The following is a 22,283-nucleotide window of genomic DNA, read 5'->3' as shown; positions in this document are numbered from 1 at the left end:
CGCCGCCGGTCTCCGCCGGCGGGCCGGCAGGGGCGCGGCGGCTACTCCCGTCCCATGTCACGGTGGACGAGCACCGTCTCGACACCATCGGCGATGAGACGCTTCGTCAGGCGCTCGGACATCGCGACGCTGCGGTGCTTGCCACCGGTGCAGCCTACGGCAAGGGTCATGTAGCGCTTCCCCTCGCGTCGGTACCCCTCGGTGACGATCCTCAGCAGTTCGGCGTAGCCGTTGAGGAATTCGTTGGCGCCGGGCTGCTGGAAGACGTAGTCGGCGACGTCCGCGTCGGTGCCCGTCCGGGCCCGCAGCTCGGGCACCCAGTGCGGGTTGGGCAGGAAGCGGCAGTCCACCACCAGGTCGGCGTCGACCGGCAGGCCGTACTTGAAGCCGAAGGACATCACGGTGGCGCGCAGTTCGGGCTCGTCGTGGTCGGCGAACTGGGCGTCGAGCTTGGCGCGCAGCTGGTGCACGTTGAGGTTGGAGGTGTCGATCACCAGATCGGCCTCGCCACGCAGCTCGCGCAGGAGGTCCCGCTCCTGGGCGATGCCGTCGACGATCCGGCCGTCGGCCTGGAGCGGGTGCGGGCGGCGCACGCTCTCGAACCGGCGGACCAGCGCGTCGTCGGAGGAGTCCAGGAAGACCACGCTGAGCCGGACGCCGCGCTTCTCCAGCTCGTCCAGCGAGGTGAGCAGGTCGTCGAAGAACTGGCGGCCACGGACGTCCACCACGGCGCCGATCCGGGCGACGTTGCCCTGGGAACGGGCGCCGAGGTCGACCATGGTCGGGATCAGGGCGGGCGGCAGGTTGTCGACCACGAACCAGCCCAGATCCTCCAGGCACTTGGCCGCGGTGGAGCGGCCGGCTCCGGACATACCTGAGATGATCACTAGCTCCGGGGTGTTCTCCCCCGCGGCCGGCGGCCGGGGGGTACCCCCATCGTCGGACATCGTCACTTCGGTTCCCCGCTCTCGGTGGTTCTGCTGAGGAGAACGCGCGTGGCGCGGCCGCGCTTCCCCGGCTCACTCGGGCGAGTGAACGCGGGGCGCGCGGGCTGACGGTCGGCGTCGGCCGTCATGGCGTCTCCCGGGATGGTGCGGTCTGGGCTGCGGCGGGCGCCGGCTCGGCGGCCTCGTCGGCACTGTCATCGATGATCTCGCCGGTCGCGGTGTTCACGGCCGGTGCCGCCGGTGTACGGGAGGACAACGCTGCCGCAACAGTCTCCGCGGTCCGCCGCCCGATGCCAGGGACGGCGCAGAGTTCGTCGACGGTGGCCGCCCGGAGCTTCTTCAGCGAACCGAAGTGCTTGAGCAGCGCCCGGCGGCGAGTCTCGCCGAGGCCGGGGACGGAGTCCAGTTCTCCGGCGGTGAGTCGCCTGGAACGCTTGGTGCGCTGGTAGCCGATCGCGAACCGGTGCGCCTCGTCGCGGACCCGCTGGAGCAGGTAGAGGCCCTCGCTGCTGCGGGGCAGCACCACCGGGTCGTCCTCGCCGGGCAGCCAGACCTCCTCCAGCCGCTTGGCCAGGCCGCAGAGGGCGATGTCGTCGATGCCGAGCTCGTCCAGGGCGCGTCTGGCGGCGGCGACCTGCGGCTGGCCGCCGTCCACCACCAGCAGCTGCGGCGGGTAGGCGAAGCGGCGCGGGCGGCCGGTCTCCGGGTCGACCGGTCCTGCGGGGGCCTCCTGGCCCGGGGCCGCCCGGTCGACGGCACCGGCCTCGGCACCGGGGTCGTCGGCCTCGGGGACGGCCCACTCGCCGGTCTGCTCGCGCTCCTGGAGGTAGCGGCGGAAGCGGCGGCTGATCACCTCGTGCATCGAGCGGACGTCGTCCTGGCCCTCGAAGCCCTTGATCTGGAAGCGGCGGTACTCGCTCTTGCGGGCCAGGCCGTCCTCGAAGACCACCATCGAGGCGACCACGTCCTCGCCCTGGAGGTGGGAGATGTCGAAGCACTCGATGCGCAGCGGGACGGAGTCCAGCTCCAGCGCGTCGGCGATCTCCTGGAGGGCGCGGCTGCGGGTGGTGAGGTCGGAGGCGCGCTTGGTCTTGTGCAGCGCCAGCGCCTGCTGGGCGTTGCGCTGCACGGTGGCCATCAGGTCCTTCTTGTCGCCGCGCTGCGGCACCCGCAGGTCCACCTGGCCCGCCTTGCCCGCCTGGCCGGCCCGCAGACCGGCCAGCCACTCCCGGACCGGTTCGGCCGGCTCGGGCAGCGCGGGCACCAGCACCTCGCGCGGCACCGCCTCGTTGCCGCCGCCGTAGAGCTGCTGGAGGGCGTGCTCGACCAGCCCCGCGGTGTCCACGTCCTCGACCTTGTCGGTGACCCAGCCGCGCTGGCCGCGGACCCGGCCGCCGCGGACGTGGAAGATCTGGACGGCGGCTTCCAGTTCGTCCTCGGCGACGGCGAGCAGGTCCGCGTCGGTGGCGTCGGCGAGCACGATCGCGTTCTTCTCCATCGCGCGCTTGAGCGCCCCGATGTCGTCGCGCAGCCGGGCGGCCTTCTCGTACTCCAGATCCTCGGCGGCCTCCCGCATCTGCTCTTCCAGCCGGCGCAGGTAGTTGCCGGTGCGCCCGGCCATGAAGTCGCAGAAGTCCTCGGCCAGCGCCCGGTGTTCGTCCGCCGAGACCTTGCCGACGCAGGGCGCGGCGCACTTGCCGATGTAGCCGAGCAGGCAGGGCCGGCCGACCTGGCCGGCGCGCTTGAAGACGCCGTTGGAGCAGGTCCGGACGGGGAAGACGCGCAGCAGCAGGTCGACCGTCTCGCGGATCGCCCAGGCGTGCCCGTACGGACCGAAGTAGCGCACGCCCTTCTTGTGCGCCCCGCGCATCACCTGGACCCGCGGGTACTCCTCGCCGAGGGTGACCGCCAGCTCCGGGTAGCTCTTGTCGTCGCGGTACTTGACGTTGAACCGGGGGTCGAACTCCTTGATCCAGGAGTACTCCAGCTGGAGCGCCTCGACCTCGGTGGAGACCACCGTCCACTCCACCGAGGCGGCGGTGGTGACCATCGTCGCGGTGCGCGGGTGCAGCCCGGCGAGGTCCTGGAAGTAGGACGACAGCCGCGGCCGCAGGCTCTTGGCCTTGCCGACGTAGATGACCCGCCCGTGGGCGTCGCGGAACTTGTAGACACCCGGTGAGGTCGGGATCGCACCCGGTGCCGGGCGGTAGGTGGACGGGTCAGCCATGGGTCCACCGTACCGAGTCGGGCCGGGGCTGCGGAGGGGAGATCAACTGCTTCAGCTCGGGGTCACCTTGAGGTTGCCGCCCTCGACCACGACGGTGTAGGCGGGCAGCGGAGTGGGGGCCGGACCGTCCTGCACCGCGCCGTCGGTGATGCTGAACCGGCTGGCGTGACAGGGGCACTGGATCTGCTGGTTCTTGACCTGGTCGACGATGCAGCCGGCGTGGGTGCACTTGGCGCTGAACGCCTTGTACTCCCCCGCCGTCGGCTGGGTCACCACGATCTTCTTGTCGCGGTAGACGGTGCCGCCGCCGACCGGCACACCGGCCGCCGGACCGACGTCCACCGGGGACTTGGCGCCACCGGAGGAGTCGGAGGAGGACGAGGAGCAGCCGGAGACCGCCAGGGCGCCGCCGCCGGCCGCGAGGACGGCCGCCGCCCCGCAGAGCAGGGTGCGGCGGGAGGTGGCGGGGCTCTCGGGGGCCTCTGACATCGTGGTTCACTCCTGGGATCGGCTGCTGCGCGCGTCGGCGGAAGTCTATGCGGCGCTTACCCGGCCGCCTCCGTCGACGGGGGCGGCCGGGCGGGATGTCGCGCGCTACTTCTTGGCGGCGGCCCGCTTGCGCGGGGCCCTCGCCTTGACCGGAGCGACCGGGGCGTCGGTGAACTCGCCCGGGAGGATGTCCCGGAGGAACTTGCCGGTGTGGCTCTCCGAGACCGCCGCGATCTGCTCCGGGGTGCCCTCGGCAACCACGGTGCCGCCGCCGGAACCGCCCTCGGGGCCCATGTCGACGACCCAGTCGGCGGTCTTGATCACATCGAGGTTGTGCTCGATGACGATCACCGTGTTGCCCTTCTCCACCAGCCCGGAGAGCACCTTGATCAGCTTGCTGATGTCCTCGAAGTGCAGGCCGGTGGTGGGCTCGTCGAGCACGTAGACCGTCCGCCCGGTGGAGCGCTTCTGCAGCTCGGAGGCGAGCTTGACGCGCTGCGCCTCACCGCCGGAGAGCGTCGGCGCGGACTGGCCGAGCCGGACGTAGCCGAGGCCGACGTCGTTGAGCGTCCTCAGGTGCCGGGCGATCGCCGGGACGGCCTCGAAGAAGTGCAGCGCCTCCTCGATCGGCATGTCCAGCACCTCGGCGATGGACTTGCCCTTGTAGTGGACCTCCAGCGTCTCCCGGTTGTACCGGGCACCGTGGCAGACCTCGCACGGCACGTAGACGTCCGGCAGGAAGTTCATCTCGATCTTGATGGTGCCGTCGCCCGAGCAGTTCTCGCAGCGGCCGCCCTTGACGTTGAAGGAGAACCGGCCGGGCAGGTAGCCGCGGACCTTGGCCTCCTGGGTCTCCGCGAAGAGCCGCCGGACGTGGTCGAACACGCCGGTGTAGGTGGCCGGGTTGGAGCGCGGCGTCCGGCCGATCGGCGACTGGTCGACGTGCACCACCTTGTCCACCAGGTCGGTGCCGGTGATCCGGGTGTGCCGCCCCGGCACGCTGCGGGCGCCGTTCAGCTCCCGGGCGAGGTGGGTGTAGAGGATGTCGTTGACCAGGGTGGACTTGCCCGAGCCGGAGACCCCGGTGATCGCGGTGAACGTCCCGAGCGGGAAACCGACCGTGACGTCCTTGAGGTTGTGCTCGCGGGCGCCGTGCACCGTCAGCTGGCGCTTCCTGTCCCGCTCGCGGCGGCCGGCCGGGATCGGGATGGAGCGCTTGCCGGCGAGGTACTGGCCGGTCAGCGACTCCTTGTTGGTGAGCAGCTGCTTCAGCGAGCCGGAGTGCACCACCTTGCCGCCGTGCTCGCCGGCGCCCGGGCCGATGTCGACCACCCAGTCGGCCATCTTGATGGTGTCCTCGTCGTGCTCGACGACGATCAGGGTGTTGCCGATGTCCCGCAGCCGGACCAGGGTCTCGATCAGGCGGTGGTTGTCGCGCTGGTGCAGGCCGATGGACGGCTCGTCCAGCACGTAGAGCACCCCGACCAGGCCGGAGCCGATCTGGGTGGCGAGCCGGATGCGCTGGGCCTCGCCGCCGGAGAGGGTGCCGGCCGCCCGGTTGAGCGAGAGGTAGTCCAGGCCGACGTCGACCAGGAACCGCAGCCGCTCGTTGACCTCCTTGAGGACGCGCTCGGCGATCTGCTTGTCCCGGGCGTTGAGCTTCATCGCGCCGAGGAAGTCCGAGCAGTCGCTGATCGACATCGCCGAGACGTCCGCGATGGAGCGGCCCTCGACGGTGACGGCCAGCACCACCGGCTTGAGCCGGGTGCCCTCGCAGGTCGGGCAGGGCACCTCGCGCATGTAGCCCTCGAAGCGCTCGCGGCTGCTGTCGCTCTCCGCCTCGGTGTGCCGGCGCTGGATGAACGGGACCGCGCCCTCGAAGCCCGTGGTGTAGGACCGGTCGCGCCCGTAGCGGTTGCGGTAGCGCACCTCGACCTGGTGCTTGTGCCCGTACAGCAGCGCCTTCTTGGCGCGGGCCGGCAGCCCGGCCCAGGGGATGTCGGTGCGGAAGCCCAGCTCGCCGGCGAGCGCGTCGATCAGGCGCTGGAAGTACTCCTTGGTGTGGCCGCCGGACCAGGGGTGGATGGCGCCCTCGTCCAGCGACTTCTCGTCGTCGGGGACGACCAGCTCCGGGTCGACCTCCATCCGGTTGCCCAGACCCGAACAGTCCGGGCAGGCGCCGAACGGCGAGTTGAAGGAGAACGAGCGCGGCTCCAGCTCCTCGAACGACACGTCGTCGTACGGGCAGTAGAGGTGCTCGGAGTACATCCGCTCGCGCTCGGGGTCGTCCTCCGGGAGGTCGACGAAGTCGAGCACGACCATGCCGCCGGAGAGCCGCAGGGCCGTCTCCACCGAGTCGGTGAGCCGGCGCTTGGCGCTCTCCTTGACGGTGAGGCGGTCGATGACCACCTCGACGGTGTGCTTCTCCTGCTTCTTGAGCTTGGGCGGCTCGGCGAGCTGGATCGTCGCGCCGTCCACCCGGGCGCGGGCGTAGCCCTTGGACTGGAGGTCGGCGAACAGGTCGACGAACTCGCCCTTGCGCTCGCGGACCACCGGGCTGAGCACCTGGAACCGGGTGCCCTCGGTGAGCTCCAGCACCTTGTCGACGATGGCCTGCGGGGACTGCTTGGCGATCGGGCGGGCGCAGTGCGGGCAGTGCGGCTTGCCGATCCGGGCGAACAGCAGGCGCAGGTAGTCGTACACCTCGGTGATGGTGCCGACGGTGGAACGGGGGTTGCGGTTGGTGGACTTCTGGTCGATCGAGACGGCCGGGGAGAGGCCTTCGATGAAGTCGACGTCGGGCTTGTCCATCTGCCCGAGGAACTGACGGGCGTAGGAGGACAACGACTCCACGTAGCGGCGCTGGCCCTCGGCGAAGATCGTGTCGAAGGCGAGCGAGGACTTGCCGGAGCCGGAGAGGCCCGTGAAGACGATGAGGGAGTCGCGGGGCAGGTCGAGCGAGACGTTCTTCAGATTGTGCTCGCGAGCACCGCGGACGATGAGGCGGTCGGCCACTGCTTCTGGCGCCTTTCTCCGGGGCGAGATGGCTTGCGGTGAGATGTGTACTTCTTCCAGGATGCGGCAGCCAGCCTATAGCTCATGCGTTCGATTCTCGACCATGTCCAGTGGAGTTCACCCGAACGAGTGCGGTCGTGACCTGGCGCGTCCGCACCCAGTCCGAAAAAGCTCCTGCTCAGGGCCGGGATCAGCGGTAGCGTCGGCTGGTCAACGAGCGGAGCCCCGCGCGGGCAACGCCGAGAACCAGCCGATCGGAGGGCCCGACCGATGACCGACCCGCAGACCGACACCGCCGGCTCCGCAGCCGCCACCGCCACCACCCCCGCAGCCACGGCCGCCGAGCGGCTGCGTCTGGCCGCCGAGAGCACCGGGCGGCTGCTGCACACCGTGGCCGGCCTGAAGCCCGAGGCGGTCGCCGAGCCCTCGGCCCTGCCCGGCTGGACCAGGGGGCATGTGCTGGCCCACCTCGCCCGCAACGCCGACTCCCTGGTCAACCTGCTGAACGGCGCCCGGACCGGCACCGACATCCCCCAGTACGCCAGCGCCGAGGCCCGCGACCAGGGCATCGAGGAGGGCGCGCCGCGCCCGCTGGACGCGCAGCTCGCCGACCTGCGCGAGTCCGCCGAGCGGTTCGCCGCCGCGGCCGCGGAGCTGCCCGCCGAAACCTGGTCGGCCGAGGTGCGCCACCGGGCCGGCTACACCTTCGAGGCCACGGAGATCCCCTGGAAGCGGCTGATGGAGCTCGAGTACCACCACGTCGACCTGGACGCCGGTCACACCCCCGCGCACTGGCCGGAGTCCTTCGCGGTGGCCGAATTCCATCGCCTGGCCGCACGGCTGGCCGACAGCGCGGAACTGCCCCCGGTCGAGCTGATCGCCGACGACACCGCGGACCGGGCCCGGATCGGCGCGGCCCCGGACACCCCCGGGCTGACCGCCGAGGGCCCGGTGCGGGCGCTGGCCGCCTGGCTCGCCGGCCGCTCGGACGGCGACGGCCTCCAGGTCCACCGGGGCGGCGTCCAGCTCGCCGACGCCCGCACCGCGCTGCCGTCGCTCCCACCCCTGGGCTGACACCGGGCGGTCGGCCGACCATGCTGGCAGCAGGGACGACTCGGCCGGGCGAGGTGCCCGGCGGACCCGACACGACGAGGAGCGGACGGATGACGTACCACGGAGCGGTGAAGGTCGGCGGACCGCCGGACGTGCGCGAGCTGGCCCATCTGATCATCACCAAGGTGGCCGTCGGCCCGTACGACAACAACGCCTACCTGCTGCGCTGCCGGGCCACCGACGAGCAGTTGCTGATCGACGCGGCCGCCGAGGCGCCGGTGCTGCTGGAGTCGGTGGGCGAGAGCCTGGCCACCGTCGTCACCACGCACCGGCACCACGACCACTGGGGCGCGCTGGCCGAGGTGGTCGCGGCCACCGGCGCCCGGACCGCCGCCGGGCGGTACGACGCCGAGGGCATCGACGTGCCGACCCAAGTGCTGCTGGAGGACGGCGGGACGGTCCGGGTCGGCCAGGTCGAGCTGACCGTCCGGCACCTGGTCGGCCACACCCCCGGCGCGATCGTGCTGGTCTACGACGACCCGCAGGGCCACCCGCACGTGTTCACCGGAGACTGCCTCTTCCCGGGCGGCGTCGGCAACACCTGGGGCGACGCGGCGGCCTTCGAGAGCCTGTTCCGGGACGTCAACGAGAAGATCTTCGACGTCCTGCCCGACGAGGCCTGGGTCTACCCCGGCCACGGCAACGACACCACCCTCGGCGCCGAGCGCCCGCACCTCCAGGAGTGGCGCGAGCGCGGCTGGTAGCCCCCCGGCCCGACGGGCTCCCGGAAGCGGAAAGGCGGCGGACCCGCGACCACTGCTCGGTCGCGGGTCCGCCGTGCTCGTCCGGCCGGGGCCGGTGGATCAGGCGTCGATCTTCTCCGGGTGGTCGCCGCTGCGGTCCTGCTTCTTCGCGGCGATCAGGCTGGTCACGGTCGTGACGGCCAGCACCACCACGATGACGCCCAGCGAGACCGGGATGCTGATCTCCGGCACGTGCACACCGCTCTCGTGCAGCGCGTGCAGCACCAGCTTCACGCCGATGAAGCCGAGGATCACCGACAGCCCGTACGAGAGGTGGACCAGCTTCTTCAGCAGCCCGCCGATCAGGAAGTACAGCTGCCGCAGGCCCATCAGGGCGAAGGCGTTGGCGGTGAAGACGATGTACGGGTCCTGGGTGAGACCGAAGATCGCGGGGATCGAGTCCAGCGCGAACAGGACGTCGGTGGTGCCGATCGCCAGCATGACGATCAGCATCGGCGTCATCAGCCGACGGCCGTTCTCCTGGATGAACAGCTTGGTGCCGTGGTAGACGTCGGTCGACGGGAAGCGCCGCTCGATGGACTTGAGCAGGCGGTTCTCCTCGAACTCCTCGTCGGCCTCCTCGGCGCGGGCCTCCTTGATGAGCTTCCAGGCCGTCCAGACCAGGAACGCGCCGAAGAAGTAGAAGACCCAGGAGAAGGTGGAGACCAGGGCGGCGCCGCCGGCGATGAAGCCCGCGCGCAGCACCAGCGCGATGATCACACCGAACATCAGCACACGCTGCTGGTAGATCTTGGGCACCGCGAACTTGCCCATGATCAGGATGAACACGAAGAGGTTGTCGACACTGAGCGACTTCTCGGTGATGTAACCGGCGAAGAACTCACCGGCCGGCGTCGAGCCGGAGTGCCACCAGAGGAACCCGCCGAAGATCAGCGCCAGCACGACCCAGACCGCGGTCCAGATACCGGCCTCCTTGATGGAGACCTCGTGCGGCTTGCGCCCTCCGATGAAGAAGTCGGCCACGATCAGTGCGATCAACACACCGATCGTTGAGACCCACATGGCTACGGAAACGTCCACTACTGCTCCTCCGGCAGGTAGGCGAGACAGACATCGTCACTGCCGGAGGTCTCTTCCGCCCGCCGGGCCCGCTCCGGGGCGCCGCACGGACCAGCGCCCCGGGGCGCCGCTCGGGGCACCCGTGATGACGGGACAGCTGCGGGGGAATACTCCCCTCCGCTGCCATCGAGAGTAACAGGAAGGCCAAAGGAAGGTAAAGAAGGTAAAGAACCCTCTCGGTCGGGGCCTACAGACCGGGGCCTACAGGAAGGGCTCGATCGCCGGCAGCAGGTCCTGGAAGGTCCGGCCGCGGGCCGGTGCGCCGATCGCCAGCATCCCCCAGCCGCCGGCCGGTTCGCGGAACACCTTCGCCATGATCTGCCCGGTGTGCGGGCCGCCGCCGGCCAGCTCGTACCGGGCCAGCTCCACCCCGGTGGAGTCGTCCACCAGCCGGCAGTGCGCGTTCCGCACCTCGGCGAAGGTCTGCCCGGTGTACGAGCTGACCGTGAACACCACCTGGGTGATGTGCGCCGGTACATGCGCCAGGTCGACCAGGATGGACTCGTCGTCGCCCCCCGCGCCGGCCCCGCCGGCCAGATTGTCCCCGGTGTGCCGCACCGAGCCGTCGGTGCTCTCCAGGTGCTGGAAGAAGACCACGTCGGACGGGGTCCGCTCGGCGTACAGCAGGGCCGAGGCGTCCAGGTCGATCTGCCTGGTCCGGCTGCCGAACAGGCCGCGCTTGGGTGCGGCCTGCCACCCCAGCCCCATCCGGACGACCGTCAGCGACTCGCCCGCGCCCTTCTGCAGGCTGACCTGCTGCCCCTTGGCAAGGTTCACCGACACGGCGTTGTCCTCTCTGCCCGAGCCACGCGGCCGCTCGCCGCGCCGGCTCCACGGTGGAACACCCCGTTGCCGTCCCCCGGCTGAGGCCCCCTGATGCGCACCGCCCGCCCGGGGCGGCACCGCAGGCCAGCCTAGGGCCTGCGGTGCCGCCCCCCGGGCGCATCGGTCAACGTCTACCCCTTTGTGGCAGGGCTGAGACACCTCCGGGCTTGACCGGTGACGGATCCCGGCCGGCCCGGGGTGAGCGCCGCGGACGTGCCCGGGCAGCCCCTACGCGATACCCGCCTCGCGCATCTGCCGCAGCTCCTTCTTCAGCTCCTTGACCTCGTCCCGCAGCCGGGCCGCGACCTCGAACTGGAGGTCCGCGGCGGCGGTGTGCATCCGGTCGGTCATCGACTGGATCAGCTCGGCCAGCTCGGCGGCCGGCATGCTCTTGGCCGGCTTGCGGTCCGCGCCCAGCGCCGGCACCGGGGCCTTGCCCTTGCCGCCCGATCCCCGGTAACCGGTGGAGAGCAGCTCCTCGGTGTCCACGTCCTCGCGGGAGAGGGTGTCCAGGATGTCGCCGATCTTCTTCCGCAGCGGCTGCGGGTCGATCCCGTGCTCGGTGTTGTACGCCTGCTGCACGGCCCGGCGGCGGTTGGTCTCGTCGATGGCCTTCTCCATCGAGGGGGTGATCCGGTCCGCGTACATGTGGACCTGGCCGGAGACGTTACGGGCGGCGCGCCCGATGGTCTGGATCAGCGAGGTGCCGGAGCGCAGGAAGCCCTCCTTGTCCGCGTCCAGGATCGCCACCAGGGAGACCTCGGGCAGGTCCAGGCCCTCGCGGAGCAGGTTGATGCCGACCAGCACGTCGTACCGCCCGGCCCGCAGCTCGCGCAGCAGCTCCACCCGGCGCAGCGTGTCGACGTCGCTGTGCAGGTACCGGACCCGGATGTCCAGGCCGAGCATGTAGTCGGTGAGGTCCTCGGCCATCTTCTTGGTGAGGGTGGTGACCAGGACGCGCTCGTCCCGCTCGACCCGCTTGCGGACCTCGTGCACCAGGTCGTCGATCTGGCCCTCGGTCGGCTTGACGATCACCTCGGGGTCGATCAGGCCGGTCGGGCGGATGATCTGCTCGACCTGGCCGTCGCCGCGGGACAGCTCGTACGGGCCCGGGGTCGCCGAGAGGTAGACCGTCTGGTCGATCCGCTCCAGGAACTCCTCCCACTTCAGCGGGCGGTTGTCCATCGCGGAGGGCAGCCGGAAGCCGTGCTCGACCAGGGTGCGCTTGCGCGAGGCGTCGCCCTCGTACATCGCGCCGATCTGCGGGACGGTGACGTGCGACTCGTCGATGACCAGGAGGAAGTCCTCCGGGAAGTAGTCGAGCAGGGTGTTCGGCGGCGAGCCGGGCTCACGGCCGTCGAAGTGCATCGAGTAGTTCTCCACGCCGGAGCAGGTGCCGATCTGGCGGAGCATCTCGATGTCGTAGGTGGTGCGCATGCGCAGCCGCTGGGCCTCCAGCAGCTTGCCCTGCTTCTCCAGCCTGGCCAGCGTCCCGGCCAGTTCCCGCTCGATGCCGTTGACCGCCCGCTCCATCCGCTCCGGGCCGGCCACGTAGTGCGAGGCGGGGAAGACGTGGACGGAGTCGTCCTGGCTGATGATCTCGCCGGTGAGCGGGTGCAGGGTGTACAGCGCCTCGATCTCGTCGCCGAACATCTCGATCCGGACGGCGAGTTCCTCGTAGACCGGGAAGATCTCGATGGTGTCGCCGCGGACCCGGAAGGTGCCGCGGGTGAAGGCGAGGTCGTTGCGGGTGTACTGGATGTCGACGAAGCGGCGGAGCAGGACGTCGCGGTCGATCTCCTCGCCGACCTTCAGCCGGACCATCCGGTCGACGTACTCCTGCGGGGTGCCGAGGCCGTAGATGCAGGAGACGGAGGCGACCACGATCACGTCCCGGCGGGTGAGCAGCGAGTTGGTCGCGGAGTGGCGCAGCCGCTCGACCTCCTCGTTGATCGAGGAGTCCTTCTCGATGTAGGTGTCCGTCTGCGGGACGTACGCCTCGGGCTGGTAGTAGTCGTAGTACGAGACGAAGTACTCGACCGCGTTGTTCGGCAGCAGCTCGCGGAACTCGTTGGCCAGCTGGGCGGCCAGGGTCTTGTTCGGCGCCATCACCAGGGTGGGGCGCTGCAGCTTCTCGATCATCCAGGCCGTGGTGGCCGACTTGCCGGTGCCGGTGGCGCCGAGCAGGACGACGTCCTTCTCCCCGCCCCTGACCCGGCGCTCCAGCTCGGCGATCGCCGCGGGCTGGTCACCGCTGGGCTGGTAGGGACTGACGACCTCGAAGGGCGCCTCTGACCGCTCAATGCTCGTGATGGGTCGCACGGGTCCACCGTACGACCCACCAGTGACAAGCGGGGACTACTCCGTCCCGCCCCGGGCGCTGTCCCGGGCGAGGGCGACCAGGCGGGAGATCGCCCGCAGGTACTTCTTCCGGTAGCCGCCGCGCAGCATCTCCTCGGGGAACACCTGGTCGAAGGGGATGCCGGAGGCGGTGATGGGCAGCTCGCGGTCGTACATCCGGTCGGCGAGGACGACCAGGCGCAGCGCGGTGGACTGGTCGTCGACCTGCCGGACACCGCGCAGGCAGACCGCCCTCACGTCGTCCAGCAGCGCGCCGTAGCGGCTGGGGTGGACGGCGGAGAGGTGGCCGAGCAGGGCGCCGAAGTCGTCCAGGGAGGCACCCGGGGTGCGGGCGGCGACGGCGTCCACGGTCTCGTCCGGGTAGGGCGGCGGGGCGTCCGGCAGACCGCGGTGGCGGTAGTCCTGGCCGTCGATCCGCATCGGGCGGAAGTGCGCGGACAGGCCCTGGATCTCGCGCAGGAAGTCGGCGGCGGCGAAGCGGCCCTCGCCGAGCTTCTCGGGCAGGGTGTTGGAGGTGGCGCAGAGCTTGACGCCGTTCGCCACCAGGCGGCCGAGCAGGGTGGAGACCAGGACGGTGTCGCCCGGGTCGTCCAGCTCGAACTCGTCGATGCAGAGCAGCCGGTGGCCGGAGAGGGTCTGCACGGCCTGCTGGAAGCCGAGGGCGCCGACCAGGTTGGTCAGCTCGACGAAGGTGCCGAAGGCCTTGGGGCCGGGGGCGGCGTGCCAGAGCGAGGCGAGCAGGTGGGTCTTGCCGACGCCGTAGCCGCCGTCCAGGTAGACGCCGGCCGGGCCGGTGGGCGCGGGGGCGGTGCGGCGGAACCAGCCGCGTTTCGGGGCGGAACCGTTTCCGCTGTTGAGCGCGCCGGCGAACTGCTCCAGGACCTGGACGGCCTCGTACTGGCTGGGCTGGTTCGGGTCCGGGAGGTACGTCCCGAAGCTGACGTCGGAGAAGCGCGGCGGGGGGACCATCTCGGCGACCAGGCGCTCGGCGGGGACGACGGGGCGGCGGTCGGTGAGCGCGACGGGGGCGCCGGCCGCGCTCACGGTCGCTATGGACTCGGTCGCGGCGTCGGGGTGTGGGGCTGCGGGCACGTTAGTAGAGGGTACGCCTGGTCGTGGAGCGGTCAGGGCGGGACCTTCGGTGCCGGCCGGGGGTGGAACCCGGGTTGACATGCAACGAGACTGGTTGACATGCAACAGTTGATCAGCCCGCTGAGCGAGCCGTTCGCCGACCCGGCCTCGCTGGAGTCGCTCGCCGCCGTGTACGCGTACCCCGACCAGGTGAACCGGGGCCGCCCGTGGCTGCGCGCCAACATGGTGGCCGGTCTCGACGGCGGGGCCCGGCTGGACGGGCTCTCCGAGGGGCTCTCCGGGGACGCCGACAAGCGGATCTTCGGGGTGCTGCGGGCGCTGTCGGACGTGGTGCTGGTGGGCGCCGAGACGGTCCGCGCCGAGGGGTACCGGCCGGCCCGGGCCCGCGCCGACTTCGCCGCGGCGCGCCGGGCGGCCGGGCAGGCCCCGGCGCCGGCGATCGCGATCGTCAGCCGCTCGCTGGCGCTGGACCTGACGGCACCGCTGTTCACCGAGCCGCTGGTGCGGACGGTGGTGATCACCACCGAGGACGCGCCGGCGGCGGACCTGCGCGCGGTCGCCGGGGTGGCGGACGTGGTGGTGGCCGGGAAGGGCTCGGTGGACCTGCGGGCGGCGGTGGCGGCGCTGGCCGACCGGGGCTGGACCCGGCTGCTGAGCGAGGGCGGCCCCCGGCTGCTGGGACAGCTGGCCGCCGCCGGCCTGCTGGACGAGCTGTGCCTGTCGCTGGCGCCGCTGATCACGGCCGGCGACGCGCCGCGCATCATCCACCATGCGCGGATGCCTGACGTGCAGCGGATGAGGCTGGTCTCACTGATCGAGCAGAAAGGATTCCTCTTCACTCGCTACCTGCGTCCGCCGACCCCGTGACCTCCGGATGGTGATCCTGCTCCCATCGGCGTTTCCGCCCGCGTGGCCCGTGTGCCGGGTGAGCAGCGTGCGGAAAGCTTCCGCCGGGCAGTATGGGATGCGACGCCGGAGCCCGGGGGCCGGCCATGGGAAGGGACTCACGTGTTCAAGACGGTACTGATGATCGAAAAGGCGCTCTCGGACGCCGATGTGGAGCTGGTCACCACGCTCCACAGCGAGGAGAAGGTGTCCTTCGTGGTGCTGATGCAGCCCCGCGGCAAGCAGGACGAGCTGCTGCGGGCGCTGGACGACGTCGCCCTCGGCCACCTCGACAAGCTGGCACACGAGCACGACGAGTCCGAGAGCGGGCCGACGGTGGCCGGCGAGTCGCTCGAACACAGCCTGCGCCACCTGCGCCGGGCCGGTGCCGAGGCGGTCGGCGAGCTGGTCGAGGAGAAGCCGCTGGAGCGGCTGCGGGCGGTGGTCGAGGAGCACCGGGCCGACGAGGTCGTGGTGCTCACCTCGCCGCACTTCGTGGAGGAGTTCTTCCACCGTGACTGGGCCTCCCAGGCCCGGCACAAGGTGGGTGTCCCGGTCCTGCGGCTGTTCGCCAGCGACTCCTGACCGTCGCTCCCCGCCCGCCCCCGGGCGGGGTGGCTCCCGGCCGGAGGCGGGCGAGGAGCCCGTCGCCGGTGGTGCAGAATCGTCCTTGCGGCCCGTCCGCGAGGACGATTCGCACATCGTCCGCACCTCCACCGTCCCGCCCCCGCCCGTACGGAGTCCCGCCTTGAACGACGCCGCGCACGATCTGCACGCCCCGCACTTCATCGGTATCGGCGGCGCCGGGATGTCCGGCCTGGCGAAGATCCTCGCGGTCCGCGGCGCCAGCGTCTCCGGCAGCGACTCCAAGGAGTCGGAGACCGTCCACGCGCTGCGCGCCCTCGGTGCCACCGTGCGGATCGGCCACGCCGCCGAGCACGTGCCGGCCGGCACCAGCAGTGTCGTCGTCTCCAGCGCCATCCGCGCCGACAACCCGGAGCTGGCCGTGGCCCGCGAGCGCGGCATCCCGGTGGTGCACCGCTCCGACGCCCTCGCCGCGCTGATGGGCGGCCGCCGGGCGCTGGCCGTGGCCGGCACCCACGGCAAGACCACCACCACCAGCATGCTCGCCGTCGCCCTCGGCGAGGTCGGTCTGGACCCGTCCTACGCGATCGGCGGCGACCTCGACGCGCCGGGCTCCAACGCCCACCACGGCGGCGGCGAGATCTTCGTCGCCGAGGCCGACGAGAGCGACCGCAGCTTCCACAAGTACGCGCCCGAGGTGGCGATCGTGCTCAACGTGGAGCTGGACCACCACGCCAACTACGCCTCGATCGAAGAGATCTACGAGTCCTTCGAGACCTTCGTCGGCCGGATCACCCCCGGCGGGACGCTGGTGGTCTCCGCCGACCACGACGGCGCCCGCGAGCTGACCTCCCGGGTGGCCGGCCGCGAGGGCCTGAACGTGGTCACCGTCGGTGCCGCCGAGGACGCCGACGTGCGGGTCCTGTCGGTGGTCGCCCGGGGCATGACCAGCGAGGTCACCGTGCTGCTGGACGGCGCGGAGCTGGCCTTCACCGTCTCGGTGCCCGGCCGGCACTACGCCCACAACGCGGTCTCCGCGCTGGCCGCCGGGGTCGCGCTCGGCGTCCCGGCCACCGACCTCGCCAAGGCGCTCGGCGCCTACACCGGGGTGCGCCGCCGGCTCCAGCTCAAGGGCGAGGCGGGCGGGGTCCAGGTGATCGACTCCTACGCCCACCACCCGACCGAGATGACCGCCGACCTGGAGGCGATCCGCGAGGGCCTGGACGGGGCCGGCCGGGTCCTGGTGGTGTTCCAGCCGCACCTGTTCAGCCGCACCCAGCAGCTCTCCGAGGAGATGGGCCAGGCGCTCGCCCTCGCCGACGCCTCGGTGGTGCTCGACATCTACCCGGCCCGCGAGGACCCGGTCCCCGGCGTCACCAGTGAGCTGATCATCGACGCGGCCCGCCGCGCCGGTGCCGAGGTCACCGCCGAGCACTCCTTCGACGCCGCCCCCGCGCTGCTGGCCGGCCTGGCCCGCCCGGGCGACCTGCTGCTCACCATGGGCGCGGGCGATGTCACCAACCTGGGGCCGGCCGTCCTGGAACAATTGGAGAAGGGCCTTGAGCACCTCGCGAGCGTTGCCACCAACGTCTGAGTCCGCCCCGACCGGGAGTCCGCCGACATGAGCTACGAGATCGAGAAGACCGACGCCGACTGGCGCGCCCAGCTCAGCCCCGAGGAGTACCACGTGCTCCGCGAGGCCGGCACCGAGCGCCCGTTCACCGGTGAGTACACCGACACCAAGACGGTGGGCGTCTACAGCTGCCGCGCCTGCGGCGCCGAGCTGTTCAGTTCCGAGACCAAGTTCGACAGCCACTGCGGCTGGCCGTCCTACTACGCTCCGCTCGCCGAGGACCGGGTCCAGTACATCCAGGACACCTCGCTGGGCATGCGCCGGGTGGAGGTCCGCTGCGCCCGCTGCGGCGGCCACCTGGGCCATGTCTTCGAGGGCGAGGGCTACGGCACGCCGACCGACCAGCGCTACTGCATCAACAGCATCTCCCTGACGCTCAAGCCCGCCGAGGGCTGAGCAGTACAGAGCCCCGGGCTGACACCGCCAGGTGCGTGCTCCCGGAGCCACCCGGATCGGCGGTCGCACGGCGCCGCCGATCCGGGGCTCGGGATCAGAACGGGGGCGGTGCCGGGGGGTGGATTCCCGTACGGCTACAGCACGCGGCCACCAGCCGGACGTAGGGCCCCCGGTCGCCGGGCACCCACCCGGCCCACTCGATGTCGACGCCGGCTGCCAGGGACACCAGCGCGCGGTGCGTGCGCACGGCCGAAGGTATCGGCGGTACCGGGTGCGGCCGTCCGGCCCGCACCCAGGCAGCCACCAGCCACTCGACGGCCCGTTCTGCGGTCCGCACGGTGGTGTCCAACCGCCATGCCGCCGCCCTGACCAGTCGGTACCCTCCGGCGACGGGCTCCTCCGCATGGCTGTGGAACAGGTGGTAGTGGCGGGGCGCCGTGGTCGGGGCCGGCTCGCCCGGTATCCGGAACGCCACGGGGAACCGCTCCCCGCCGGGCAGGCTCCATTCCAGTTCAGCGAACGGCACGTTGCGACCCCCCTTCGGCCCGCGCCGTGCGGGCGCACTCGGCGATCCATTCGGTCGGCCGTCCGGTGTCCGGGGCAACCCCTCGGAGACGGATTTCCGTGCGACGGAGGACCTGGGACACGGGGTCGTAGATCCGTCTGATCCTGATCACCAGACCCGTGCGTCCGAAGACGGTCAGGATGGTGTGGAGCACCGGACGCAGGTCCGTGACACAGCCCCCGGCGGCCCGGTGGAGGCAGTGACATCCCCCGGCGCCCGGAAGCAGATCGTCGTCGGACGAGCCGAGGATCATGTCCGCGGTGGCCGCGATGATCTGCGACTGAACCGGACTCGTGTCGGGCCCGTTTGCCATGGCGCCTTTCCTCGTAGAAGCCCCCGCCCCGGTCGTCCGTGGATCCGAAGTCACGCCACCGGGGCGGGGGTTGTGCTCCGCCCGGCCCTGCACAGGCGGCCGGCGGCTGGTGCCCGCCCCGGGGAAGTCGGCCATGACAGCACCGGGGCGGGGGTCTTGGGTTCCCGCCCCGGTCGGCGCGAAACGACCGGGGCGGGGCTCACGGGGCGTGATCAAGCCCCGGAGCTGCCCGGCGCGCCACCGCGTGCCGGGATCGGTGCCCCGTCCCGGGCGGAACGGAAGAACGCCCGGGACGGGAGAAACGGGGGCCGCCCTATCAGAGCGGCTCCACCTCGGGAACGATCACCATCGGCACGTCGGCCAGCAGGCGGAAGGACCGGTGGTCGGGGTGCGCCCACCCATGCTTGCGAGTCCACTCGGCGGACTCGGCAACGGAGTTGACCTCACCGGAGTCTTTCCCGCACGGGGCGCCGTCCTCGCCCTCGGACTTGCACACCATGAGGTAGGCCGGCGGGTCGATGTCGGGTCCGGTGTCCTCGCGCAGTAGCCAGTCGCCGAAGCGAGTCACCTTGGCGGATCTGGCCACTATCCCGCCCTCGGCTGGTTACAGGTGGCCGCGTAGGGGATCGGGCCGCCCCGTGCGCGGTCCGCCGGGGTCGTGAACCGCACGGTGACGGGATCGGCCGTCCACTCGTCCCCGCCGGCCAGCGGGGCGAGTCGCCACCGGTCGCCGTCCTCGCCGCAGAACTCACCGACCAGCCCGGCCGAGATGTCCACCACCAGGTCACCGACACGCGGCACCCAGAGGTGCGTCACCGTTCCCTCGGGGCTGTCGGGGCTGTCGGGGTCGTCTGGCGCCTCGGCGGCGAGGGCCGCCGCGCCCACCCGGATGACCTCCGCGAGGCGCGTGATGACGTCCGGGGCAGCCCGCCCCATGTCCACCAGCACTTCACCGGTGATGCCCGACGGGGCGTCAAGGCCCAGTGATGGAAGCCGACATCCGGCTTCTTCCGTGGCCTCGCGCATCTCCGCACACGCCTTGCGGGCCGCTCTTCGCTGCTTCCCAACCATGCGGGAGAGCAGGGAGTCGCCCGATCCGGTTGCGCCCATGGCCGTTCCTTTCCGTAGTCGCTCCGTTACCAGGATCGGCATTCGGCGCTACGATCGGAAGCTGTTGGACTCGACACTTGGTCCGTGTAGGACTCGGAACCGAAAGCCTGATCGACATGCGCCGTACGACACTTGACCCAACGGCATCTCCTCTCGCGGCTTTCGGCGTCCAACTTCGCAGGTCAAGGGAGGCGCACGGGCTCACGCAGGCTGAGCTCGGCGAGCGGATTCGATTCTCCAACTCCTTCGTTTCGTGCATCGAACGGGCGATGCGCACTCCTACATTCGACTTTGCGGTCCGTGCAGATGAGAAGCTGGCGACTGGGGGAACGCTTGAACTGATGTGGTGGAATCTCAAGCACAGCTCACTACTTGAGGGGTTCCCCGAGTACGCGGCGTACGAGGCCAAAGCGGCCGAGCTACGCATGTTCGAGCTTGGTGTCATTCCGGGCCTGTTCCAGACCAAGGCCTACGCCGAGGCCCTGGCCGCTGCTGATGTGAAGCGCGGGACGATCACGGACACCCAGGCCGAGGAACGGGTGTCCTATCTGCTGACACGGCAACAGCGACTCAGCAAGCCGACGGCACCGCTGGTGTACGCCGTACTTGACGAGAGCTGCCTACGTCGTTTCGTGGGGGGTACGCAGGTCATGAGCGAACAGCTCGACCACCTGGCGCAGCTCACCGCCGCCGGAAGGATGCTTGTCCAGGTTGCGCCGTTCTCCATGGGTGAGCGGCGGCCCTTTGCGCTGCCGGTCGTCCTGCTGACCATGCAAGACCGGGCCATGGTCGGGTACACGGAATCCCAGGAACGCGGCTTTCTGACGCGGGAAACAGACACCGTGAGGAATTGGGCGAGGGACTACGATCGGCTACAGGTGGGAGCCCGGTCCGACGTGGCGTCCCTCGACATGATCCGCGCTGCTTGGAAGGACCTGACATGACCGATCCCGTAAAGCTGCCAAACGCCCAGTGGTTCAAGTCCTCGCACAGTCAGAACGGCGGCAACTGCGTCGAGGTGGCCCCCCACTTCTCCGGCGTCGTCCCCGTCCGTGACTCCAAGGACCCCGAAGGCCCCGCGCTCGTCTTCCCCGCCGCCGCGTTCGCCGCGTTCGTCGTGGGCGTCAAGTCGGGCGACTTCGGCACCATCTGATGCTGCGCCCTGAGCGCGCCCCACCCGGGACCCCACCGCCTCTCCCCGATGTGGTGGGGTCTCTCACTGTCTCCAGCACCCTTCGGTCCCGGCACCCCGAGCGAGTCGCGTACCTCGCCAACCGCCGGCAACTGCTGAAGAGGAAGCCGCCACCGGCCATCCACACGGTCGTCGGATACGCCGAATCCCAGGCAGGGGCCATCTTGAGCGGTCGCAGCGTGGAAGAGAGACTACGACCAACTACAGGTGGAGTCACTGTCGAAGGTGGCCTCACTCACCATGATCCGCGCGGTGAGAAAGGGACTTGAATGACACACATCGATCTGACCGACGCTCGGTGGGTGAAGTCGCGGCACAGCAACAACGGCGGCAACTGCGTCGAGGTGGCCCCCCACTTCTCCGGCGTCGTCCCCGTCCGTGACTCCAAGGACCCCGAAGGCCCCGCGCTCGTCTTCCCCGCCGACGCGTTCGCCGCGTTCGTCGCGGGCGTCAAGTCGGGCGACTTCGGCACCATCTGATGCTGCGCCCTGAGCGCGCCCCACCCGAGACCCCACCGCCTCTCCCCGATGTGGTGGGGTCTCTCCCTGTCTCCAGCACCCTTCAGTCCCGGCACCCCGAGCGAGTCGCGTACCTCGCCAACCGCCGGCAACTGCTGAAGAGGAAGCCGCTGCACCATCCCGGACAAGGCCGACCAGGCCCGCAACCGCAAGAAGCTCGGCTCACGCGGCGGTCGTCCGCTGAAGTTCGACCCCGAAGACTACAAGGCAAGGCACGCGGTCGAATGCGGCATCAATCGGCTCAAAAGACACCGCGCTGTAGCCACACGGTACGACAAACTCGCGGTCCGCTACGAGGCGACCGCCCTCGTCGCAGCCATCAACGAGTGGTTGTGACGTACTGATCCGACGACACCTCAAACACCCGTACTCGCCGACCGCCGGTGGGATTGACGGTCTCACGGACCGGATGCATCCCCAGTTTGGTCATGATCCGTTCGGAGGCGTCGTTGCCCACTTGCGTGATGCTGACGATCCGCTCCAGCCCTCGCTCTTCGAACCCGAACCGTACAGCGGCCGCAGCAGCCTCGGTGGCCAAGCCCTGCCCCCAGTGTGAACGTCCCAGCCGCCAGCCGACCTCAACCGCCGGGAGTACCTCCGGCAAGAAGTCGGGCACCGAAAGGCCGGTGAACCCGGCCAGCTCGCCAGTGGACCGGATCTCCACGGCGAACAGGCCGAAGCCCTGTGACTCCCACTCGCTCTCCCATGCCTGGACCCGGCTGCGTGTCTGCTGTTCGTCAAGGACGCTGCCGTCGCGGATCCACCGCATGACCTCGGGGTCGGCGTTGACGGCGGCCATGGGCGCAACGTCTTCCTCGCGCCAACGACGCAGGATCAAACGGGGAGTCTCAAGCGTGACCATCCAATCATTCTGGATCACAATTGGGCTCTCCGCCCTCTTCACTAGGCACTTTCGATACACGCCCTAGTGGCGTCCTCACAGTTGGTCCCGGCACTCCGAGCACAGTCGGTCCGCGCTCGGGACCGGCCGACGGCACAGGCCGTCGTCGCCCTGGCACTCGGGAGACGCCTGGCGAGGCGCCGGAGCAGCCTCGGACGGTGCCGGCCGGTGGGCGGATGGGAACGGGGGCACCTTCGTCAGCCGTGCCGCCAGGACGGCGCCGACACTTCGGGTGATCTTCTCCGGGAGCGGGGCGGACAGGATGCCCGTCAGCGCGTCCCGGGTCCAGCCGC

The 22,283-nt window shown here is 70.7% G+C and carries 22 protein-coding genes and 1 pseudogene; 9 read left to right on the top strand and 14 right to left on the bottom strand.

The features are described from left to right. Positions 1-41 precede the first annotated feature (41 nt). From rapZ to uvrA, 4 genes are all read right to left on the bottom strand, one after another. A complete protein-coding gene (gene rapZ, locus ACIP82_RS16075; RefSeq protein WP_363611951.1) occupies positions 42-947 on the bottom strand; it encodes an RNase adapter RapZ in 906 nt (301 codons plus the stop codon). Between the two features lie 124 nt (positions 948-1,071). Then, positions 1,072-3,174 (bottom strand): excinuclease ABC subunit UvrC, encoded by a 2,103-nt coding sequence (uvrC, locus tag ACIP82_RS16070; RefSeq protein WP_400653783.1) that lies wholly within the window; start codon positions 3,172-3,174, stop codon positions 1,072-1,074. Positions 3,175-3,225: 51 nt separating this feature from the next. Continuing rightward, a complete protein-coding gene (locus tag ACIP82_RS16065) occupies positions 3,226-3,663 on the bottom strand; it encodes a Rieske (2Fe-2S) protein (protein ID WP_400653782.1) in 438 nt (145 codons plus the stop codon). A 105-nt stretch (positions 3,664-3,768) separates the two neighbouring features. Beyond that, positions 3,769-6,678 carry an excinuclease ABC subunit UvrA gene (gene uvrA / locus ACIP82_RS16060; RefSeq protein WP_400653781.1) on the bottom strand — a complete coding sequence of 970 codons (2,910 nt, stop codon included), beginning with the start codon at positions 6,676-6,678 and terminating at the stop codon, positions 3,769-3,771. A 270-nt stretch (positions 6,679-6,948) separates the two neighbouring features. Between uvrA and ACIP82_RS16055 the strand changes: the two genes are divergently transcribed. Then, positions 6,949-7,752 carry a maleylpyruvate isomerase family mycothiol-dependent enzyme gene (locus tag ACIP82_RS16055; RefSeq protein ID WP_400653780.1) on the top strand — a complete coding sequence of 268 codons (804 nt, stop codon included), beginning with the start codon at positions 6,949-6,951 and terminating at the stop codon, positions 7,750-7,752. An 89-nt stretch (positions 7,753-7,841) separates the two neighbouring features. Beyond that, positions 7,842-8,495: an MBL fold metallo-hydrolase gene (locus tag ACIP82_RS16050; RefSeq protein ID WP_363611941.1), complete on the top strand. Its 654-nt coding sequence runs from the start codon at positions 7,842-7,844 to the stop codon at positions 8,493-8,495. A 99-nt stretch (positions 8,496-8,594) separates the two neighbouring features. Here ACIP82_RS16050 and ACIP82_RS16045 read toward each other — a convergent pair whose 3' ends face one another. The 4 genes from ACIP82_RS16045 to zapE form a co-directional block, all read right to left on the bottom strand. Then, a complete protein-coding gene (locus ACIP82_RS16045; protein WP_363611939.1) occupies positions 8,595-9,575 on the bottom strand; it encodes a TerC family protein in 981 nt (326 codons plus the stop codon). A gap of 240 nt (positions 9,576-9,815) precedes the next feature. Then, a complete protein-coding gene (locus ACIP82_RS16040; protein ID WP_363611937.1) occupies positions 9,816-10,397 on the bottom strand; it encodes a TerD family protein in 582 nt (193 codons plus the stop codon). 270 nt (positions 10,398-10,667) lie between these two features. Further along, entirely contained in the window at positions 10,668-12,761 is a 2,094-nt protein-coding gene (gene uvrB, locus ACIP82_RS16035) for an excinuclease ABC subunit UvrB (RefSeq protein ID WP_363611935.1), read from the bottom strand. Between the two features lie 36 nt (positions 12,762-12,797). Beyond that, positions 12,798-13,853: a cell division protein ZapE gene (zapE, locus tag ACIP82_RS16030; protein ID WP_363612022.1), complete on the bottom strand. Its 1,056-nt coding sequence runs from the start codon at positions 13,851-13,853 to the stop codon at positions 12,798-12,800. A gap of 138 nt (positions 13,854-13,991) precedes the next feature. Here zapE and ACIP82_RS16025 point away from each other — a divergent pair, with 138 nt between their 5' ends. The 4 genes from ACIP82_RS16025 (at position 13,992) to msrB (ending at position 17,391) form a co-directional block, all read left to right on the top strand. Further along, entirely contained in the window at positions 13,992-14,759 is a 768-nt protein-coding gene (locus tag ACIP82_RS16025) for a pyrimidine reductase family protein (protein ID WP_400653779.1), read from the top strand. Between the two features lie 141 nt (positions 14,760-14,900). Continuing rightward, complete coding sequence (locus ACIP82_RS16020; RefSeq protein WP_400653778.1) at positions 14,901-15,362, top strand: indole-3-glycerol phosphate synthase; 462 nt, start codon at positions 14,901-14,903, stop codon at positions 15,360-15,362. A gap of 163 nt (positions 15,363-15,525) precedes the next feature. Next, positions 15,526-16,956 (top strand): UDP-N-acetylmuramate--L-alanine ligase, encoded by a 1,431-nt coding sequence (gene murC / locus ACIP82_RS16015; protein WP_400653777.1) that lies wholly within the window; start codon positions 15,526-15,528, stop codon positions 16,954-16,956. 27 nt (positions 16,957-16,983) lie between these two features. After that, positions 16,984-17,391 (top strand): peptide-methionine (R)-S-oxide reductase MsrB, encoded by a 408-nt coding sequence (msrB, locus tag ACIP82_RS16010; RefSeq protein WP_363611927.1) that lies wholly within the window; start codon positions 16,984-16,986, stop codon positions 17,389-17,391. 94 nt (positions 17,392-17,485) lie between these two features. On the opposite strand, the gene ACIP82_RS16005 is transcribed toward msrB, so the two are convergent. From ACIP82_RS16005 to ACIP82_RS15990, 4 genes are all read right to left on the bottom strand, one after another. After that, complete coding sequence (locus ACIP82_RS16005; RefSeq protein WP_363611925.1) at positions 17,486-17,917, bottom strand: hypothetical protein; 432 nt, start codon at positions 17,915-17,917, stop codon at positions 17,486-17,488. After that, positions 17,904-18,269 (bottom strand): hypothetical protein, encoded by a 366-nt coding sequence (locus ACIP82_RS16000; RefSeq protein WP_400653776.1) that lies wholly within the window; start codon positions 18,267-18,269, stop codon positions 17,904-17,906. Before ACIP82_RS16000 ends, ACIP82_RS16005 begins: the two co-directional genes overlap by 14 nt. A gap of 316 nt (positions 18,270-18,585) precedes the next feature. Beyond that, positions 18,586-18,837, bottom strand: a complete 252-nt coding sequence (locus tag ACIP82_RS15995) for a hypothetical protein (protein ID WP_363611923.1) — start codon at positions 18,835-18,837, stop codon at positions 18,586-18,588. Between the two features lie 17 nt (positions 18,838-18,854). Then, positions 18,855-19,379, bottom strand: a complete 525-nt coding sequence (locus ACIP82_RS15990) for a hypothetical protein (protein ID WP_400653775.1) — start codon at positions 19,377-19,379, stop codon at positions 18,855-18,857. 116 nt (positions 19,380-19,495) lie between these two features. On the opposite strand from ACIP82_RS15990, the gene ACIP82_RS15985 reads away from it, so the two are divergent. The 3 genes from ACIP82_RS15985 to ACIP82_RS15975 all read left to right on the top strand — a co-directional run bounded on the left by ACIP82_RS15985 (position 19,496) and on the right by ACIP82_RS15975 (position 21,050). Next, entirely contained in the window at positions 19,496-20,323 is an 828-nt protein-coding gene (locus ACIP82_RS15985) for a Scr1 family TA system antitoxin-like transcriptional regulator (protein WP_400653774.1), read from the top strand. Beyond that, positions 20,320-20,532, top strand: a complete 213-nt coding sequence (locus ACIP82_RS15980) for a DUF397 domain-containing protein (RefSeq protein ID WP_400653773.1) — start codon at positions 20,320-20,322, stop codon at positions 20,530-20,532. The genes ACIP82_RS15985 and ACIP82_RS15980 overlap by 4 nt, the downstream gene beginning before the upstream one ends. A 308-nt stretch (positions 20,533-20,840) precedes the next feature. After that, positions 20,841-21,050: a DUF397 domain-containing protein gene (locus ACIP82_RS15975; protein WP_400653772.1), complete on the top strand. Its 210-nt coding sequence runs from the start codon at positions 20,841-20,843 to the stop codon at positions 21,048-21,050. 358 nt (positions 21,051-21,408) lie between these two features. Here ACIP82_RS15975 and ACIP82_RS15970 read toward each other — a convergent pair whose 3' ends face one another. Further along, a complete protein-coding gene (locus ACIP82_RS15970) occupies positions 21,409-21,951 on the bottom strand; it encodes a GNAT family N-acetyltransferase (protein ID WP_363611907.1) in 543 nt (180 codons plus the stop codon). Positions 21,952-22,026: 75 nt separating this feature from the next. Beyond that, positions 22,027-22,283, bottom strand: a pseudogene (locus tag ACIP82_RS15965) (MarR family transcriptional regulator); the annotation flags it as partial.

Source organism: Kitasatospora sp. NPDC088548 (assembly GCF_044753005.1).
GTDB lineage: Bacteria > Actinomycetota > Actinomycetes > Streptomycetales > Streptomycetaceae > Kitasatospora.
This window is presented reverse-complemented; position numbering and strand designations above follow the sequence as displayed.

Coding starts and splice junctions, on each gene's coding strand:
- ACIP82_RS15980 (WP_400653773.1), top strand. CDS start 20,320: ATGACCGATCCCGTAAAGCTGCCAAACGCCCAGTGGTTCAAGTCCTCG.
- ACIP82_RS16050 (WP_363611941.1), top strand. CDS start 7,842: ATGACGTACCACGGAGCGGTGAAGGTCGGCGGACCGCCGGACGTGCGC.
- msrB (WP_363611927.1), top strand. CDS start 16,984: ATGAGCTACGAGATCGAGAAGACCGACGCCGACTGGCGCGCCCAGCTC.
- ACIP82_RS16025 (WP_400653779.1), top strand. CDS start 13,992: ATGCAACAGTTGATCAGCCCGCTGAGCGAGCCGTTCGCCGACCCGGCC.
- uvrC (WP_400653783.1), bottom strand. CDS start 3,174: ATGGCTGACCCGTCCACCTACCGCCCGGCACCGGGTGCGATCCCGACC.
- ACIP82_RS16000 (WP_400653776.1), bottom strand. CDS start 18,269: ATGGCAAACGGGCCCGACACGAGTCCGGTTCAGTCGCAGATCATCGCG.
- ACIP82_RS16065 (WP_400653782.1), bottom strand. CDS start 3,663: ATGTCAGAGGCCCCCGAGAGCCCCGCCACCTCCCGCCGCACCCTGCTC.
- ACIP82_RS15990 (WP_400653775.1), bottom strand. CDS start 19,379: ATGGGCGCAACCGGATCGGGCGACTCCCTGCTCTCCCGCATGGTTGGG.
- ACIP82_RS15975 (WP_400653772.1), top strand. CDS start 20,841: ATGACACACATCGATCTGACCGACGCTCGGTGGGTGAAGTCGCGGCAC.
- ACIP82_RS15970 (WP_363611907.1), bottom strand. CDS start 21,951: ATGGTCACGCTTGAGACTCCCCGTTTGATCCTGCGTCGTTGGCGCGAG.
- rapZ (WP_363611951.1), bottom strand. CDS start 947: ATGTCCGACGATGGGGGTACCCCCCGGCCGCCGGCCGCGGGGGAGAAC.
- ACIP82_RS16055 (WP_400653780.1), top strand. CDS start 6,949: ATGACCGACCCGCAGACCGACACCGCCGGCTCCGCAGCCGCCACCGCC.
- ACIP82_RS15985 (WP_400653774.1), top strand. CDS start 19,496: ATGCGCCGTACGACACTTGACCCAACGGCATCTCCTCTCGCGGCTTTC.